Source organism: Streptomyces sp. NPDC056231, assembly GCF_048270745.1.
In the GTDB taxonomy this organism is placed as follows: domain Bacteria; phylum Actinomycetota; class Actinomycetes; order Streptomycetales; family Streptomycetaceae; genus Streptomyces.
In genome coordinates this window covers 1-15932 of the sequence record NZ_JBLVKW010000116.1, presented here as the reverse complement: position 1 = coordinate 15932, position 15932 = coordinate 1, and the positions used below count along the sequence as shown (strand labels likewise).

At 67.1% G+C, this 15932-nt stretch carries 16 protein-coding genes; 6 read left to right on the top strand and 10 right to left on the bottom strand.

Features of this window, described 5'->3' with window-relative positions:
- Positions 1–197: 197 nt before the first annotated feature.
- The 7 genes from ACNPQM_RS40700 to ACNPQM_RS40670 form a co-directional block, all read right to left on the bottom strand.
- The gene (locus tag ACNPQM_RS40700; RefSeq protein WP_418087919.1) at positions 198–1763 is read right to left on the bottom strand and encodes an L-lactate permease; all 1566 of its coding nucleotides are present in this window, start codon (positions 1761–1763) and stop codon (positions 198–200) included.
- Positions 1764–2135: 372 nt separating this feature from the next.
- A complete protein-coding gene (ald, locus tag ACNPQM_RS40695) occupies positions 2136–3227 on the bottom strand; it encodes an alanine dehydrogenase (RefSeq protein WP_418087918.1) in 1092 nt (363 codons plus the stop codon).
- Between the two features lie 57 nt (positions 3228–3284).
- Complete coding sequence (locus ACNPQM_RS40690) at positions 3285–4763, bottom strand: NAD-dependent succinate-semialdehyde dehydrogenase (RefSeq protein ID WP_418087917.1); 1479 nt, start codon at positions 4761–4763, stop codon at positions 3285–3287.
- 5 nt (positions 4764–4768) lie between these two features.
- Positions 4769–6043: an aspartate aminotransferase family protein gene (locus ACNPQM_RS40685; protein WP_418087916.1), complete on the bottom strand. Its 1275-nt coding sequence runs from the start codon at positions 6041–6043 to the stop codon at positions 4769–4771.
- Positions 6044–6086: 43 nt separating this feature from the next.
- On the bottom strand, positions 6087–6851 hold the full coding sequence (locus tag ACNPQM_RS40680; RefSeq protein WP_418087915.1) for an SDR family NAD(P)-dependent oxidoreductase: 765 nt from the start codon (positions 6849–6851) through the stop codon (positions 6087–6089).
- Positions 6848–8059: a PLP-dependent aminotransferase family protein gene (locus ACNPQM_RS40675; protein WP_418087914.1), complete on the bottom strand. Its 1212-nt coding sequence runs from the start codon at positions 8057–8059 to the stop codon at positions 6848–6850. The genes ACNPQM_RS40680 and ACNPQM_RS40675 overlap by 4 nt, the downstream gene beginning before the upstream one ends.
- A gap of 145 nt (positions 8060–8204) precedes the next feature.
- Positions 8205–9125 carry a LysR family transcriptional regulator gene (locus ACNPQM_RS40670; RefSeq protein WP_418087913.1) on the bottom strand — a complete coding sequence of 307 codons (921 nt, stop codon included), beginning with the start codon at positions 9123–9125 and terminating at the stop codon, positions 8205–8207.
- Between the two features lie 727 nt (positions 9126–9852).
- Between ACNPQM_RS40670 and ACNPQM_RS40665 the strand changes: the two genes are divergently transcribed.
- From ACNPQM_RS40665 to ACNPQM_RS40645, 5 genes are all read left to right on the top strand, one after another.
- Entirely contained in the window at positions 9853–11352 is a 1500-nt protein-coding gene (locus ACNPQM_RS40665) for an APC family permease (RefSeq protein WP_384048965.1), read from the top strand.
- Between the two features lie 252 nt (positions 11353–11604).
- Positions 11605–11739, top strand: coding sequence for a hypothetical protein (locus ACNPQM_RS40660; protein WP_418087912.1), 135 nt, complete (start codon positions 11605–11607; stop codon positions 11737–11739).
- The gene (locus tag ACNPQM_RS40655; RefSeq protein ID WP_358863407.1) at positions 11721–11897 is read left to right on the top strand and encodes a hypothetical protein; all 177 of its coding nucleotides are present in this window, start codon (positions 11721–11723) and stop codon (positions 11895–11897) included. Before ACNPQM_RS40660 ends, ACNPQM_RS40655 begins: the two co-directional genes overlap by 19 nt.
- Before the next feature lie 11 nt (positions 11898–11908).
- On the top strand, positions 11909–12109 hold the full coding sequence (locus tag ACNPQM_RS40650; protein WP_358863408.1) for a hypothetical protein: 201 nt from the start codon (positions 11909–11911) through the stop codon (positions 12107–12109).
- Complete coding sequence (locus ACNPQM_RS40645) at positions 12106–12537, top strand: protein-tyrosine phosphatase family protein (protein ID WP_358863409.1); 432 nt, start codon at positions 12106–12108, stop codon at positions 12535–12537. The genes ACNPQM_RS40650 and ACNPQM_RS40645 overlap by 4 nt, the downstream gene beginning before the upstream one ends.
- A 69-nt stretch (positions 12538–12606) precedes the next feature.
- Here the strand turns inward: ACNPQM_RS40645 and ACNPQM_RS40640 are convergent, their stop codons facing one another.
- The 3 genes from ACNPQM_RS40640 to map all read right to left on the bottom strand — a co-directional run bounded on the left by ACNPQM_RS40640 (position 12607) and on the right by map (position 15290).
- The gene (locus ACNPQM_RS40640; RefSeq protein ID WP_418087911.1) at positions 12607–13425 is read right to left on the bottom strand and encodes a transposase family protein; all 819 of its coding nucleotides are present in this window, start codon (positions 13423–13425) and stop codon (positions 12607–12609) included.
- 239 nt (positions 13426–13664) lie between these two features.
- Positions 13665–14273, bottom strand: coding sequence for a hypothetical protein (locus ACNPQM_RS40635; protein ID WP_418087910.1), 609 nt, complete (start codon positions 14271–14273; stop codon positions 13665–13667).
- A 213-nt stretch (positions 14274–14486) separates the two neighbouring features.
- Positions 14487–15290: a type I methionyl aminopeptidase gene (gene map, locus ACNPQM_RS40630; RefSeq protein WP_418087909.1), complete on the bottom strand. Its 804-nt coding sequence runs from the start codon at positions 15288–15290 to the stop codon at positions 14487–14489.
- 66 nt (positions 15291–15356) lie between these two features.
- Between map and ACNPQM_RS40625 the strand changes: the two genes are divergently transcribed.
- Positions 15357–15659, top strand: a complete 303-nt coding sequence (locus ACNPQM_RS40625; RefSeq protein WP_358863503.1) for a helix-turn-helix domain-containing protein — start codon at positions 15357–15359, stop codon at positions 15657–15659.
- The last annotated feature ends 273 nt before the right edge of the window (positions 15660–15932 follow it).

The following is a 15932-nucleotide window of genomic DNA, read 5'->3' as shown; positions in this document are numbered from 1 at the left end:
TCGGCCAGATCAGTCCGATCGCCTACGAACAGAGATCCATTACGCTGACCACGGCCGCATAGGAATCGATGTCCACGATCCAGGGGGAAGCCCCCTTCTTCGTGTGCACGAGTGCGGGACAGACCGGGGCGCGAACGCTTTGCCCCCTCTGGCTCGAGGTGAGCCGGACAGTTTCGCCCATGCCATATCGGGTGGGTTCAGGCCACGATAGCGATCACCGAGAAAACCATGAGAACGGCTGCATCAACGCCCAGGATCGTCAGGAGCAGCCGGTGGGGTTCGGAGTGTTCCGGCTTGGATCCCGCCGCACTGCTTCCGGCGGAGGTGAGTTCCAAGGCAAACACGACGCGTGGCACCGATGCCATCGTCAGCAGCGAGCCAGCCACGTTATGCAGGGCGACCAGAGTGGGCACGGAGTAGCCCAGCGAATGCGCGGCCCCTGCCTGGCTGGCGGCGAACATGGCGTTCGCGCCGGTGGTCGATCCTGTCAGGAAGCCACCCATTGCGCCGATCCACGGCGCGAGCGCAACGTATGGACGCCCCAGCCCCGCAGCGGTACGGGCCAGTTCCGCACTCATGCCGGACGCCGCCAACGTGGCCCCGACCAGGAGGAACAGGGCAGTGGCCAGTGCAACCGGCCACCACTGGCGTACCGCAGCCGCCACCGGCTCACTCCCGCGAGCCTTTCCACCCAGCAGCCACGGGGCCGCAGCGCAGGTCATCAGCAGCCAGAACGCCGGGCTGCTCACCACCGTCGGGACCGGCCCCTGGGCGCCGAACACGGCCAGAAGCAGCCGTGAGCCCAACAGGCCGGCCAGCAGCAGGCCGTAAGGGGACAGAACGACTCCGATCGCGCGGCTGGGTCGGGGCCCAAAGCCGTCCCGGAACCAGATCAGCGCGACAGCCGCGGCGATACCGGCCAGCGATCCGAGCGCCCCCGCCAGTGATGTGCCCGCAACCGCCTGGGCCGCCAGGACCCCCGCCCACAAAAGGCCTGCCACGACCAGCAGTTCAGGCAGTCTGCGCAGCGCCATACGCCGACCGCAGCCGATCAGCAACGCTGCCAGCCCTGTCAGCAACAAGACCGGCAGCGTCAGCAGGGCCGAATCCATGCCCAGCCGGTCGAACCCCACTCCCGTCAGCTCGGATGCCACCAGAGTGCCGGGGGCCAGTGCGCCCCATGGCACGAGCACGAGCCCCAGCAGTCCCAGCGCAGCCGCCTGGAACCGGGTGAAGCCGAGCCCCAGCAGCAGGGGGATCGCCACGACGATACCGATACCGAATCCCGTCACCGACTCCGCGAACGGCGTGATTCCGAGACAAATGAGTAGAACCGACCGCGACCGGTCGGCACTGAATCGCTGAATCCAGTCCGCGACAAGCGTGTAGGCGCCGACGGCCGTCAACTGCTTGTTCAGCAGCGTCCCACCGAAGAGGATGAGCACCACTTCCAGCAGAGTGGGAGAAATATCCACATATCCGCCTGCGAAATCAGAAAATCTCGCGCCGAAAGCCGTGACCGCTACGACGACCGACAGAACGAGGATGGCCGCCGCCACACCTTCCGGGCGAAGGCGCCGGGACAGAATGAGGACCAGGGCCAAGACGGGCGGGGTCGCAGCCAGGACAGCATGCACTCTATGCACTCTTCTCGTGGTGGTTTCATCTCGTCGCCGACATGCGCAGAGCCCACCGACCGAAATGCAGAACGAGGGAACACACGGCTGAGGGCGACGAACTGTGCCCGCCCGCGCTTCGCTCATGGGAGGGGCGGGGACCAGAGGCTTCAACGATCAGCACCCGGCAACCGTCTGGCACGCCTGGATCACTGGCCGGTTCTGGCCCCCGTCCCGGCAGAGCGCGTGAAGCCCCTGTCTGAGATCTCCTGGGAAGAACGAACGAGGATGCAACCGGACGCCTCACGGACCGCCAGCCCAGGGGCGGCAGCCACCAGGACCAGCCTCCATCATCCTGAGATGGAAGGCCTGGACAGGTGCGGAACATCGGGCGGGGCATGTCCGGCTACGGGTCCGTGGTCAGCCGGGCATGCCCCGTCGTGCACGGCCCACGGGCGGCACGGGGTTTTGAATCGGGTTGGGTGGACCGGTGGATCCGTCTCGTGGGCCGGGATCAGGTCAGTCCTGCTGCGGAAGGTCTGCGAAAGCGAGGGCCACCGCTTGGTGTGTCAGTTTTCCTTCTCGGGTGTTCACGCCCAGAGCAAGAGCCGGGTCGCCGACGATCGCGTCGGCGGGGCCGGCGGCGAGCCGGCGAAGGTAGGGGAACGTGGCGTTGGTCAGGGCGCGGGTCGAGGTCTGCGGAACGCCGCCGGGCATGTTGGCGACGCAGTAGTGCCGGATGCCCTCCTCGATGTAAATGGGGTCGGCGTAGGTAGTGGGGCGGGACGACTCGAAGGCGCCACCCTGGTCGATGGCGACGTCGATGAGCAGAGCGTCGGGCTTGAGCAGCCCGAGGTCCGTGCGGCGTACGACCTTGGGCGCCGCTCCGCCGGGCACCAGGACGGCGCCGATGACGACGTCGGCCTGGGCGAGTTCGCGGGCCAGGGACTCAGGGTCGGAGACCACGACCCGGGCGCGTCCGCCGAAGAGCACCTCGAGTTCGCGGATACGGCGGGCAGAGGTGTCGAGAATGGTGACCTCTGCCTGCATGCCGAGCGCGAGCAGGGCGGCCTGGGTGCCGACAACGCCGCCGCCGATCACCACGACGCGGGCAGGCGTGACGCCCGGCGACCCTCCGAGCAGCAGACCGGGGCCACCTTCTGGCGCGGTGAGGTAGGTCGCCGCAGCATGGGCGGCAAGTCGTCCCGCGATCTCACTCATGGGGGTCAGCAGGGGCAGCCCGGTGGTGTCCTGGACGGTCTCGTAGGCGATCGACAAGGTGCCCACGCCGAGGAGCGCCTCGGTCAGCGGGCGGTCCGCTGCCAGGTGCAGGTAGGTGAAGAGGGTCAGATCCTCGCGAAGGAAGCCGTACTCGGAGGCGATGGGCTCCTTGACCTTCACGAGGAGCTCACTGTCGTTCCAGGTATCTTCCCGCGAGGTGAGCTTGGCGCCCGCCTGCTCGTACAGGTGGTCGTCGAAGCCGGCGCCGACACCCGCGCCCTGCTCCACGAGGACCTCGTGGCCATCCGCGGCCAGCACCGCCGCTCCGGCGGGGGTGAGGCCGACGCGGCCCTCTTTGGTCTTGATCTCCTTGACAACGCCAACGCGCATGCTTGTTTCTCGTTTCTCGCGGAATGACTCGCCGGTGGAGTGGCGAGTGGATGGGTCTCAGTTGGTCGGCCGGAGCGCGAGGTTGTAGAAGCGGATCTCCTGGTACTCCTCCAGGCCCTCGCCGCTTCCCTCGCGGCCGAGGCCGGACTGCTTGACGCCGCCGAACGGGGCCGCTGCGTTGGAGGGCACGCCCTGGTTGATGCCGACGAGGCCGGTCGCCAACCGGTCGGCCACGTTGAAGGCACGGTCGAGGTCCTGGGTGAAGACGTATCCGGCCAGGCCGAACTCGGTGTCGTTCGCCAGGGCGACGGCCTCGGCCTCGGTGGAGAAGCGCTGGACGGAAGCGATCGGTCCGAAGATTTCCGTGGTCACCACGTCTGCGTCCGCGGGCACCTCGTCCAGGACCGTGGCCTCGAAGAACGTTCCGGGGCCCTGAGGTGCGGACCCGCCCGTCAGCAGCTTCGCTCCACGCTGGGTGGCGTCTTCGACGAGCCTGCTGAGCCGGGCGACCGCGCGGTCGTCGATGACGGGACCGAGCTGGACTCCAGGCGCCAGCCCACTGCCCAGGCGCACGGAGGCAAGGCGCTCGGCCAGGGCTTCGGTGAACGCGTCGGCGATTCCGTCCTGCACCAGGATCCGGTTGGCGGCGATGCACGACTGGCCGCCATTGCGAAGCTTCGCGGCCACGGCACCGTCCACGGCACGGTCCAGGTCGGCGTCGTCGAACACGAGAAGCGGCGCGTTGCCGCCGAGTTCCATCGAGCTCTTGAGGACGTTGTCGGCGGCCAGCCGCAGCAGCACCTTGCCGACGCCCGTGGAACCGGTGAAGGACACCTTGCGCACGCGGGGGTCCGCCAGCACAGCGGTACTGAAGCCGGAAGCGTCGCTGGTGGTCACCACGTGGACCAGGTCGGCGGGGACACCGGCCTCAACGGCCAGTTGAACCGCGAACAGAGTCGTGAGCGGGGTCAGCGCAGCAGGCTTGACGACGGCGGGGCATCCCGCCGCGAGCGCGGGCGCGATTTTGCGCGTGGCCATGGCAAGCGGGAAGTTCCACGGTGTGATCAGCACGGACAGCCCGATGGGAGCGCGCCGCGTGAAGAGGCGGGCGCCTCCGGTCGGCACCTCGCGCAGGTTGCCGGCCGGTCGGACCGCCTCTTCCGCGTACCAGCGGACGAAGTCGCTGCCGTAGGTCACCTCGGCGTGGGCCTCCGCGAGCGGCTTGCCCATCTCACGGGTGATGAGCAGGGCGATGTCCTCGGCGTTGGTGACGAGAAGCTCGTACCAGCGGCGCAGAACGTCCGCCCGGTGTCGGGGCGTCGTGGCCGCCCAGGCCCGGCCGGCTTCGTCGGCCCGGGCCACTGCGTCGATGGCCTGCTCGGCATCGTGGTCGGGCACGTCGATGAGCGGGGAACCGTCGGACGGGTCGTAGACGGTGAGGCTGCCGCGCGCTCCGGCGACTCCCGGCTTGAGCCGGGCGAGCACCTTCGCGGACGCGGTCAACGCGGTCTGATCAGCGGTCAGAACAGTGGTCATGGAGGTCAGTTGCCTTCCTGCTCGGTCAGGACGTCGGAGAGCGCCTCGACGAGCTGCTTGATCTCGTCGTCCGTGGTGGTGAACGGCGGGCTGATCTGGACGGTGTTGCCGCGCAGCGGACGGGTGATGAAGCCGCGCTCGATGAGCTGGTCCGTGATCGCTTCGGCGCTGAGGTGCTCGGCCAGCGTGACTCCGCCGAGCAGACCGGCGACCCGTGTGTCGGTGACGGCGTCGTGGCTCTGGAGCCGGGTCAGTTCGCTGCTCAGGAGCGTCTCGAGTTCGCTGACGCGCAGCAGCAGCTTGTCCTGCTCCAGCAGGTCGAGGTTGCGCAGGGCGACGGCGCTGGCGGTGGCGTGGCCCGCGTACGTGGCACCGTGCCGGAAAATCGGGGTCGCGGAGTTGTCGCGGTAGAACGGCTGCCAGATCTCGGGGGCCACGAGCACTCCGCCCAGCGGCGCGTAGCCGCTGGTCACACCCTTGGCGAAGGTGAGCAGGTCAGGCTTGAGCTGGTAGCGCTCGGAGGCGAACATGTGCCCGGTGCGACCGAAGCCGGTGATGACCTCGTCGACGACGAGGAGGATGTCGTTCTCGCGGCAGATGCGCTGCAGGCCTTCGAGGTAGCCGGGGGCCGGCGGGATGACGCCGCCCGTGCCCTGAATCGGCTCGGCCACCAAGGCCGCGATGTTGTCCGCGCCGATCTCGTTCACGGTGCGCTCGACGGCGGCGATGTCGTACGTGGACACACGCGCGGTTTCGGGCACGAGGGAGTCGCTGCCGTATCCGGCGCGGTTGAAGTCCAGGCCCGCGATGCTGGTGCCGTAGGCGTGAAGCCCGTGGTAGGCGAACTCGCGGCTGAGGACGATCGTCTTGGTCGGGCGTCCTTCGCGCTGCCAGTGGCGGCGGGCCAGCTTGCAGGCGACGTCGATGGCGTCGGAGCCGCCGCTGTTGAGGATCACCTTGGCATCGGCGATCGGCGAGAGCGCGGCCAGACGCTCGGCCAGTTCGAGGGCCCGGTCGTTCACGTAGCGGCCGAAGATGTGGTACGTCTCCAGCTGCTGCATCTGCTGGTAGGCGGCCTCGGCCAGCTCGGGGCGGGAGTGGCCGACGTTGGCGTGCCACAGGCCGGCGGTGCCGTCGAACAGGCGGCGGCCGTCGCGGGTGTAGATGTAACAGCCTTCGCCGCGTTCGATCACCAGCTGGCGGCCGAGGACGGAGGGGAGGTGGGCCTGGGCGCTCCACAGGGCGGGTCCGTCCAGGACAGGGGGGGTCTCATTGGGCATGGGTGTCTCCCTGCTAGGAGTGTGATGGGTTGCTTGGTGTTGCTCAGCGTGCGGTGTAGCCGCCGTCGACGGGCAGCGTCGTTCCGGTGATGTACGCGGCACCGGGCGACGCGAGGTAGCTGACTGCGGCAGCGACGTCGTCCGGACTGGCAAGGCGCCCGAGCGGGATGCCGTCGACGACTCCGGCGGCTGTGGCGTGCGGGTCCGGCTGCGCGGCGAGCCAGGTCTCGTACAGCGGCGTGCGGGTCATGCCGGGCGCCACGGCGTTGACTCGGATGTTGTGAGGCGCCAGCTCGACAGCCGCTGCGGTGGTCAGGGCCTTGATGGCGCCCTTGCTCGCGCTGTAGATGCCCATCGTCGGCACACCGATGGAAGCCAGCCGGGACGTGATGTTGATGATCGAGCCACCGCCGTTGTCCCGCATCAGGCGACCTGCCGCCTGCAACACGGCGATCGCGGCGAAGGTGTTGATCTCGAACGTGCTGCGTATCTCAGCGGCGGGGACGTCGAGGAGATCCCCGGTGTGGTCCTGTGCAGCGTTGTTGACCACGATGTCCACGCGTCCGATGTGGTCGGCGATGTACCGCAGGAGGCGGTCCGGCTCACCGTCCAACGTGAGGTCGGCCTCGAGGAAGTGGGCACGCGGGCCCAGTTCGGCAGCGACGGCCTTGCCCCGCTCCTGCGACCGACCAGTCACCACGACATGGAAGCCGTCCTGGTGCAGTCGTTCAGCGGTGGCCGCGCCGATCCCTGAGGTCGCTCCCGTAACGACGGCGACGGAAGGGTCCGGGAGAGAAGTGGTGCTCATGCGATGCCCTCCAGCATCTCGTCGGCAGCCCGCTTGAGCCGGACGACGCCCTCGTTGATGCGCTCTGGCGAAGAGGTGGCGAAGCACAGGCGCAAAGCGTCGCTGAAGGCGCCGGTCGTGGAGAAGGCCGGTCCGGGAATGTAGGCGACGTCGTGATGCAGGGCAGGCTTGAACAGTTTCTGTGTGTGGATGTCCGCGTAGGCGCCGGCGAAGGCGAGCCAGAGGAAAAAGCCGCCTTCGGGGTTGGTGCTGCGGACACTGTTTCCGAAGTGAGTCCGCAGACTGTCCCGCATGGCGTTCTTCCGCTCTTGGTACAGCCCCTTCACCCACCGGAGGTGCGTGTCGAGGTGGCCGTCCTTGAGGAAGTTCGCCACCAGGTGCTGCGCCGGAACATTCGTGCAGGTGTCCATCGCCTGCTTGGCGTTGATCAGCAGTTGCCGCAACTCGGTGGGCGCATCGACCCAACCGACTCGCAGTCCCGGCGCGAGGATTTTGGAGAAGGTACGTACCGAGAAGACGAGCGGGTGGCCCGGCGCGATCTGGGTGAAGCTCGGCACGGGACCGCCCTCGAACCGGAGCAGCCCGTAGGGATCGTCGTCGATGATCACCGATCCCCAACGCTCGGCCAGTTCGAGCAACTGCTCGCGGCGGGCCCGGGACAGTGTGGCTCCGGAAGGGTTCTGGAAGGTGGGAATGGTGTAGATCGCCTTGGGCGTCCGGCCGGCCCGCGCGATGAGCTCGGGAAGCTCTTCGACGACCAGGCCGTTCTCGTCCAGCGGAGCGTCCAGCACCTCGGCGCCGTAACTGAGTGCGGTGGCGATGCCGTTGGTGTAGGTCGGTCCTTCGACGACAACCAGGTCGCCCGGATCGACGAACAGTTTGCAGGCAAGGTCCAGGCCCTGCATGCCACCTGTGGTGATCGTGATGCGATCTGCGGAGGTCTCGATGCCCTGCAGCTGTGTCAGGGCCAGCACCTGCTCGACGAGTTCCGGCTCTCCGTCGGTGGCACCGTATGTGTACTTTCCGGGCGTGGATCCACCGTAGTACTGATTGAAGACACCTACCGGCATCAGGTCGTCGCTTGGCGCACCCATGGCGAACCGCACGATGTCGTGCGTCTGGGAGGCCAGCAGTGAGGTGGAGGAATCGATGACCGAGCCGACCAGGTTCGGTGCACGGCGTGCCAGAGGAAGGTGTGTCGCAGACATGAGTGCCTCTTGAAGGGAGCGATCGACCCGCCGGAGATTAAGTGTGGCTGGGTCGGCGGCCGCAGGAGCGGCCGTCACTGCGAGCGTAGAGACATCCCTATGAAAGAAAAAGCGACTGTTTCGAACAATGATCTGTCAGTGCAACTTACATGTCTGGGCTCGGAAGGCGCTCCGGGCCGCACACCGTCGCCATGACGTCCCGGATGGCCGCCTTGCAAGCCGTGATCGCGGGACGGTTCTGGCTCCCCTCGCGAGAGATGGCGTGGATGCCCCGTGCATAGGTACTGGGGAAGAGTGGACTGGGTTGCAGTCCGCCGACGGATTCCTGGACGACCAGGCCGGGCAGGAAGGCCGCCGCCAAGCCCGCTTCCACAAGTCGCAGATGGAACAGGACATCCGCGGACTGATACCGCACGTCGGGCTCGAATCCCACGCTGCGACATGTCTGTTGCACCCACGCGAATGATCCGGTGCCGCGGGGCTCCGTGACCCATGGCAACAGCGCGAGATCGGAAACGGACTCGGCGGTTGCACCGGCGGGGAGGTAGGCGGCGACGGGGTCCCGATAGATCAGTTGTGTGTCCAGCGCCGCACCCACTGACATGGGCGAATCCGGATAGTGGTCGGCAATCAACAGGTCCAGCCGCCGGCCTGCGAGCCGAGCCAGGCCCTCCTCGGGCTCGTACTGCTCGAAATCCACGCGCAGTTGTGGGTACATCTGGCGCAGCCGGGCCAGCGCCTCCGGGATGACAGCCCGCGCGACGGTTCCGAAGGTGGCGATGGTGATCGAGCCGCGGATCTCACCAAGGCCCGCAGTGAGGTCGGACTCCGCCTCCTCCAGAATGGCCAGCACCGACTCCGTGTGCCTGACCAGCTGCTCGGCAGCGTCCGTAAGCCGGACCCCACGGCCCACCCGCTCCAGAAGGACGACGCCCACCTCCTTCTCCAGGAGGCTCATCTGTTGCGACACCGCCGAGTGGCTGTACGACAAGTTACGCGCCGCAGCGCTCATGCTTCCGCGGAACTTGATCTCACGGAGCAGCATCAGACGATGCAGATCGAGCACACCAGCCACCTTCCGGTCTGCCCAGGCCAAGGCGTTCCGCGGCCCGGCGCGCGACCACTGTAACTCTCCGTGCCAGTGCCGTACGGGCCGCACTGAAAGGGCAGCAGAGGGCTACGTGTCCACGCTGGCGAGAGTGCGATGCGTAAGTTCAGCTAACAGTCACCTGTCGGAAATATTCGCTTTTCCTTACATGGCTGGGAACCTACGCTCCCCGGCATGGCTGGAAGAACTCTCCCTCTGGCGCACTTGACGTCAGCCTCGGCCGGAGCGGTCATCGACTTGCCGACTTCTCTTTCCGCTGCCCGACACCCGCGAGCCGGCCCAGGCCGACGTGGGCATCGGTGCCGCCATGATCCTGAGGTGGTCCGCGTTCGAGGTCGTACGTCGCGAGGACCTCCCCCTCCCCCGCTCAATGCGATCGCCCTACTCATCGACATCGTCATCGCCGAACGCGGCTCCTTCGAGACGTCCCGGCCCATCACGTACGCCGACTCTGCTCGCCAATCTGTCGGGCGGCGTTCCCCAGGCTTTCCCCGACCTGCCCCACCCGGTGTGATCCGCCGCCGCGGCGGCCTTCGTCCACCGCTCAGGCTCACGCTGCTGTTTCTCTTCTCCGCTACACGTCCGGCCTACCGCGTCCCACCGCAGCAGGACCGCCAGGCTCGCTTCAACCCGGCGCGGAATCCATGTAGTTCACCGCTCACAATTCCCTCGAAGGAAGGTGCACATGCAAGGCAACAGCACCACCAAGGCAGTCAACCCACTGCTGCGCAAAAAGCCCGTCGCGACCCTGATCGCAGAGAGCGAATCAGGCGCGCTGCCTCCCGGCGCTCCCGAGCACGGCGGGCGATCCGGCATTCACCTGCGGCGCTCCATCGGACTGTGGCAGGTGGCCGCGATCGGCATCAGCTGTACGGTCGGCACCGGCATCTTCTTCGTCCTCAACACCGCGGTTCCCGAGGCCGGCCCCGCCGTCCTGATCTCCTTCGTTCTCGCCGCCATCACCGCAGGGCTGACGGGAATCTGTTACGCCGAGCTGGCTTCCACCATTCCCGTGGCCGGTTCCTCGTACTCCTATGCCTACGCCACCATGGGCGAAGGCATAGCCTTCGGTGTCGGTGCCTGCCTCCTGCTCGAGTACGGAGTCGCCGCTTCCGCCACTGCCGTGAGCTGGGGCGAATACCTCAACAAGCTCCTCGACCTGACCTTCGGTGTCACCATCCCCGACGCCCTCGCCGCACCACCTGGCTCGGGGGGCTACTTCAACCTCCCTGCCGTCGTCCTGGTTGTGCTGTGTTGCATCCTGCTGATCCGCGGCGCCAGCGAATCCGCGCGCGTCAACGCGATCATGGTCGGCGTCAAGATCACCATTCTGGTCCTGTTCGTCGCTGTGGCGCTGAGCGCGTTCCGAGCGGGCAACCTCACTCCGTTCGCCCCGCACGGTGTCGCAGGAGTGGGTATGGCCGCCTCAAGCATCTTCTTCTCTTTCATCGGCCTGGACGCCGTCTCTACGGCCGGCGAGGAGACTAAGAACCCTCGGCGCACCATGCCGCTGGCGATCCTCATCACTCTGGCCGTGGTCACGCTGCTCTACATCGGTGTTGCGCTCGCAGCGGTCGCCGCGCAGCCCTCGAACCGTTTCGCCGGCCAGGAGGCCGGACTCGCCCAGATCCTGCAGGACGTCACCGGCCACGGCTGGCCCGCCCTGGTGCTTGCCGCAGGTGCCATCATCTCCATCTTCAGCGTCACCCTGGTCGAGCTCTACGGCCAGACGCGCATCCTGTTCTCCATGGGCCGCGACGGCATGCTGCCGCAGCGCTTCGCACGTGTGTGGCCCCGCACGGGCACACCCGCCTGGAACACCGTCGTGGTCGGAGTCGGAGTCGCACTCCTCGCGGCGTTCGTCCCTCTCGACGCCCTCACCGACCTCACCAGCCTGGGCACTCTGGTCGCCTTCACCGTCGTCTCGGCCGGCGTGATCATCCTGCGTCGCAGCCAGCCCGGTCTCAACCGGGGCTTCAAGGTCCCCGGCTACCCGCTCACCCCGATCCTCAGCATCGCCTTCTGTCTCTACCTGGTCTACGGCCTCCACTCCGGCACGTTCCTGATGTTCGGCGTCTGGCTCGCCGGCGCCGCCGCGATCTACTTCGGCTACAGCATCAAACACTCCCGCCTGGCCCGCCCCGCCGAAGAAGAGGATCTTGCCGCAGGCGTGTCCTCGCACTAGCATCCTGAGTCCAGAATTCGGTTCAGATATCCGGCGAGGCGTTCAAGGATCTCGTCCGCGGTCTCCGTCCAGACGAAAGGCTTCGGGCCTTCGTTCCAGATCTTGAGTCATTTGCGTATGTCCTTCTCCAGGACCTGGACGTTCTTGTGGGCGCCTCGCCGTATCTGTTTGCCCGTCAGCAGCTCGAACCTGTAGGTCATCGCTGCAGGCGAGGACGGCAACCCGACGGATGCGCCCTGGCACCATCTCTGCGTGATCGTTTCGCCGGTGTACAAGGTGACCCGGAAGCCGCTGTCCGTACCGGCGGTGCTGCTGCGCCGCAACACCTCCGAGGACGCCGAACTGCTCGTGCTGCGACACGAGAACCCGTGCTGCGCGAGCAGTTGAAGGAACCGGTCCGCTACAAGCCCACGGACCGGTTCTGGTTCGCGGCGCTGTCCGCGAGTGTTGGTGCATATCAGCAGGTCAATGGCCTGTCCGAACGCCGCTTCGTGCTCTCCAGGAATCTGCGAGCAGCTTGTGGCATCTGCGTGTGGCTGCTGTAATCTGCCGCCTCGTGACAGATTCTGAAACTCGCGTCCTGACGCTCGTCCCGCCGTCGGCAGCCGAGACGGTCCCTGCTCGGCAGCCGGTGGAGACGGGCTTGGCCGATGTGGTGACGCTCCAGCGGCAGCGCGAGGCCCAGCCGTCCGCGCAGGACGAGGAGAGCTTCTTCGTCGACACGATCTCGGAGTACCAGTGGGCCCGGCAGGGGTGACCGAGACATGGAACGTTACTGACCCTGGCGTGCTGCGGCTTCCCTCCGGGCGTCTGGTCCGTGGCCGCGGGCTTCGCCGGCCAGTCCCGGCCGGTCCGACGCCTGCCTACGCGGTCCATCTGCTCGGCAAGCAGCCTCCCGAGGCACCCTGGGAAGTCCAGTGGTTGCGCTGGCCGGACTTCTGGCTGCCAAGCAGCCGCACCCAGGCCCAAGCCATCCTCGGTGAGGCCTGGGCTCGTGCCGCTGTCGAACGCGTCGAGATCGCCTGCGCCGGCGGCCGCGGCCGCACCGGCACAGCCCTGGCTTGCCTCGCTGTCCTGGACGGAGTCCCAGCCAGTCATGCAGTGGACTTCGTGCGCCAGAACTACGACCACCACGCCGTCGAAACCCCCTGGCAGAAACGCTACGTCCGCCGCTTCGCCGACTGACCCACCCCTAACGACCTCGGGAGGAATTGAATTTGGGGTGTGCTGGCCTGGTGTTCGGCTGGTGGTTGATCAGCAGGCGATGGTGCGGGCGAGGACCAGTTCGGTGCTTGTCCGGGGGCGGCTGGGTCGCTTGGCGGCTCGGTCGGAGACCAGGCAGGCGATTGCGATGTGGGTGTCGGCATACGTTTCACGGCGTCCAGTGAACCGCCGGAGAGGAGCCCACTGCCGAAGTTCGGCGTTGGTGTGCTCGACGCAGATCCGGGCCGAGGACTGGCGGCGCCGCGCTTCGTGCCAGGCGTACTTGTCGCCGTTGCAGGCGTTGCCCTTCGGACTCTTCGGCGGGGCGCTCACTTGGCGGGGAAACTCCTTGGCCAGCCCTTGATACCCGGAGTCGACCTCGGCTTTCACGCCGGGACGGTGGCGGAACTGCTCGGCGATGCCCTCGCTGCGGACCGCCGTCTGATCATGCATGCGGCCTGGCCGGACGACACCGGACAACAGCATGCGGCCCTGGCCGTCACTGAACGTCGTCGTCTTGATCGTGTTCTGCCTGCGCTTGCCCGAGACGAACGCGCGCCGGCCGGGCCGCCCCGCCTGCGGGCGGCGGACCTGAGTCTCCGCCCCGTCCAACCGCAGCTCGACCCCCTCGGCCTCGGCATAGGCGAAGACGTCCTCCAACGTCTTCAGCCGCAGGCCGGGACGGTCGGGGACGGCGAAACCCCGGGCCGCGAGCAGGGGACGGACCTGGCGGATCGCGGCGGAGACAGTGGAGCGGTCCACGTTGAAGAACTCGGCCAGGACCACGTGCGGCAGCCCGTGCCGCAGGTGGATGAGGGTGACCAGTAACCGGTCGACGAAGACCAGTTTCGGCTTGCGCCCGGACCCCACCGATCGGCGCCGGGGCCGCCACGCTGATCACGTAGCACGGAATCGCGCGCTGCCTCCCACGGAGCCGCGAGCTCTTCGAGCAACTCACCGAAATGTGCGCGGGAGACACCGGACAGGGCAGGATGGGAACAGGCCGCACGGGCCCAGGTCAGCTTCACAACTCACCCAACCCGTGCGGCCCGTCACATGTCACGGTCCGCAGTTCCGCATGGCCGACCGCCGTGACAGTGTCGGCCCTGTCAGCTGTCCATCGGCAGCAGCTTCTTGATCGCCGCGACGGCGGTCTGCGGTTCGTCGGCGTGGCAACGGACCGTATGAACCTTCGCGCGCCGCCCCAACAGGCTTACGGTGATGACTGGTTGGGTCAGCTCAATGGTGATCGAGGTCTGGGAGGCGATGGCCACGTCCAGCACACCGTCCTCGGACTTGTTCGCGTCCGGGAAGCGGAGGTCGTAACGGGCGGACGCGATCCGCTCCAGGGGTATCCGCAGATCGAGCCGTGCACCCCGCCGCACCCGCAGCTCGCTCGGCCCCACGACGTGTGGGCGTGTGACGGCGGCGGCGTGCAGCCCCAAGACCAGAAACACCGTGTAGAGGTCGAGAAGCAGCATGACCAGGTGGGCGACCGGATACGCGGCGAGCATGAAGGACACCCCGACTGTCTCGATCACGAACACGAAGACCAGCCCGTACGCCGTCAGCGCCTGAGCACGCGCGTACCCGACAGCGATGTCCGCGTCCCCGACCCCGTGCGAGCGCCGAGCCACCCACAGCCCGAGGCTCGCCATCCACCGCCCCTCGTGTGCCGCCAGCCGTCGCGTCTGCGTGATGAGTGCCCCGATCCCCATGTGCCTCAGTGAATCAGAGGGACCTTACAAATTCTCCCCAGTTCGTAACCCTGTGGGGCTCGATACTCGTTGATGATGCCGCCGAGGACCCAGGTGCGGAGCAGGGCTTCGTTCACTTGTGAGGGCAGCGTTTGCGGCGGTGGGCCGGGCGCCGGGCAAAAGCCAGCAGAGCACACGAAGGAGGAAGAACTCCTTGGCAACGAGGTCAGGGACTCAGCGGGGCTCAGGGGAACACACGGGATGTCGCACATTCGGCAACGTGAGGATTTCGGCACCGTCCTCGGTAATGGCGATCGTGTGCTCGGTGTGTGCCGTCCGGCAGCCCGTCGCGCTTCGGAGCGTCCACCCGTCGGCATCGGTGACGAGTTTGGCGGTGTCCGCCATGACCCATGGCTCCAGTGCCAGCAGCAGCCCGGGGCGCAGTTTGTATCCACGGCCGGGCCGTCCGGTGTTCGCAATGTGCGGGTCCTGGTGCATCGTTGATCCGATGCCATGTCCTCCGAACTCGGTGTTGATCGCGTATCCGGCCTGGCTGAGGACGGTACCGATGGCATGGGAGATGTCGCCGATGCGAGCTCCGGGGCCGGCGGCGGCGATCCCTGCGGCCAGTGCACGTTCGGTTGCACTGATCATCGCGACGCTCTCCGGGGGCTGCGCATCACCCACGATGAAGCTGATGGCGGCGTCTGCAGCGACTCCGCGTTTGGAGACGGCAAGGTCGAGTGTGAGCAGATCGCCATCGGCGAGCGTGTAGTCGTAGGGCCGTCCGTGGAGCACGGCGTCGTTGACGGCCGTGCAGATGTAGTGGCCGAACGGGCCGCGTCCGAAGGATGGCGCGTAGTCGACGTAGCAGGACTGCGCTCCCGCCTCGGTGATCATGGCCTTGGCCCACCGGTCGATGTCCAGGAGGTTCGTGCCGATCGTGCTACGGCTCTTCAGTGCATGCAGGATGTCTGCGACCAGGGCGCCTGTGTCTCTTGCTCGGGTCAGCAGGGTGGGGTTCAGGATCTCGATCATGCGCCGCTTTCCTCACGGAACCAATAACTATACCGGCCATACTATACCGGTACTAGAATGGGGGTCATGGTCAGACTGCCGCTCACTCCCACAGAGGTCGCACGCGGACAGCGCCTCGGCGCCCTCCTACGTCGGGCCCGGGGAGAACGCTCGATGCTCGAGATCGCGCTCGACGCACGTGTCTCGCCGGAGACACTCAGGAAGATCGAGTCGGGGCGAGTAGCCACCCCTGCCTTCCCAACCATCGCGGTGATCGCCGATGTCCTCGGCCTCTCCCTCGATGCGGTGTGGGCCGAGATCAGCCAGTCCGACTGCGGTGTCAGACCGACGGACGCTGATCACGGCGCAAGTAAGCAGCTGACCGCGTAAGTCCACGCGTTTGCCGCGCTCGCGGAGAAGGCTTCGATCGTCGAGGTCGTGCACGAGTGCGGGCTGCTCGGTCGCGCTGGGCGGCAGCTGCTGCCGGAATCGGTGCGCCCGGTGTCCGTTGCAATGGCCCTGGTAGTCAGTCAGGACCTTCCTGACGCGGCTCTCGACGCCACCTGCGAGGCACTGTCACGTTGGCGGATGGCGTGGGAGGATCCTCGGGTTGATCATGGTGGAGGGGATCGTCGGTGGGGAGCGCGTCGCCGTCGTACAAGG

Bases quoted from the DNA above. Each gene is read 5' to 3' on its own strand.
- ACNPQM_RS40700 (WP_418087919.1), bottom strand. From the start codon at position 1,763: ATGAGCGAAGCGCGGGCGGGCACAGTTCGTCGCCCTCAGCCGTGTGTT.
- ald (WP_418087918.1), bottom strand. From the start codon at position 3,227: ATGCGCGTTGGCGTTGTCAAGGAGATCAAGACCAAAGAGGGCCGCGTC.
- ACNPQM_RS40690 (WP_418087917.1), bottom strand. From the start codon at position 4,763: ATGACCACTGTTCTGACCGCTGATCAGACCGCGTTGACCGCGTCCGCG.
- ACNPQM_RS40685 (WP_418087916.1), bottom strand. From the start codon at position 6,043: ATGCCCAATGAGACCCCCCCTGTCCTGGACGGACCCGCCCTGTGGAGC.
- ACNPQM_RS40680 (WP_418087915.1), bottom strand. From the start codon at position 6,851: ATGAGCACCACTTCTCTCCCGGACCCTTCCGTCGCCGTCGTTACGGGA.
- ACNPQM_RS40675 (WP_418087914.1), bottom strand. From the start codon at position 8,059: ATGTCTGCGACACACCTTCCTCTGGCACGCCGTGCACCGAACCTGGTC.
- ACNPQM_RS40665 (WP_384048965.1), top strand. From the start codon at position 9,853: ATGCAAGGCAACAGCACCACCAAGGCAGTCAACCCACTGCTGCGCAAA.
- ACNPQM_RS40635 (WP_418087910.1), bottom strand. From the start codon at position 14,273: ATGGGGATCGGGGCACTCATCACGCAGACGCGACGGCTGGCGGCACAC.
- map (WP_418087909.1), bottom strand. From the start codon at position 15,290: ATGATCGAGATCCTGAACCCCACCCTGCTGACCCGAGCAAGAGACACA.
- ACNPQM_RS40625 (WP_358863503.1), top strand. From the start codon at position 15,357: ATGGTCAGACTGCCGCTCACTCCCACAGAGGTCGCACGCGGACAGCGC.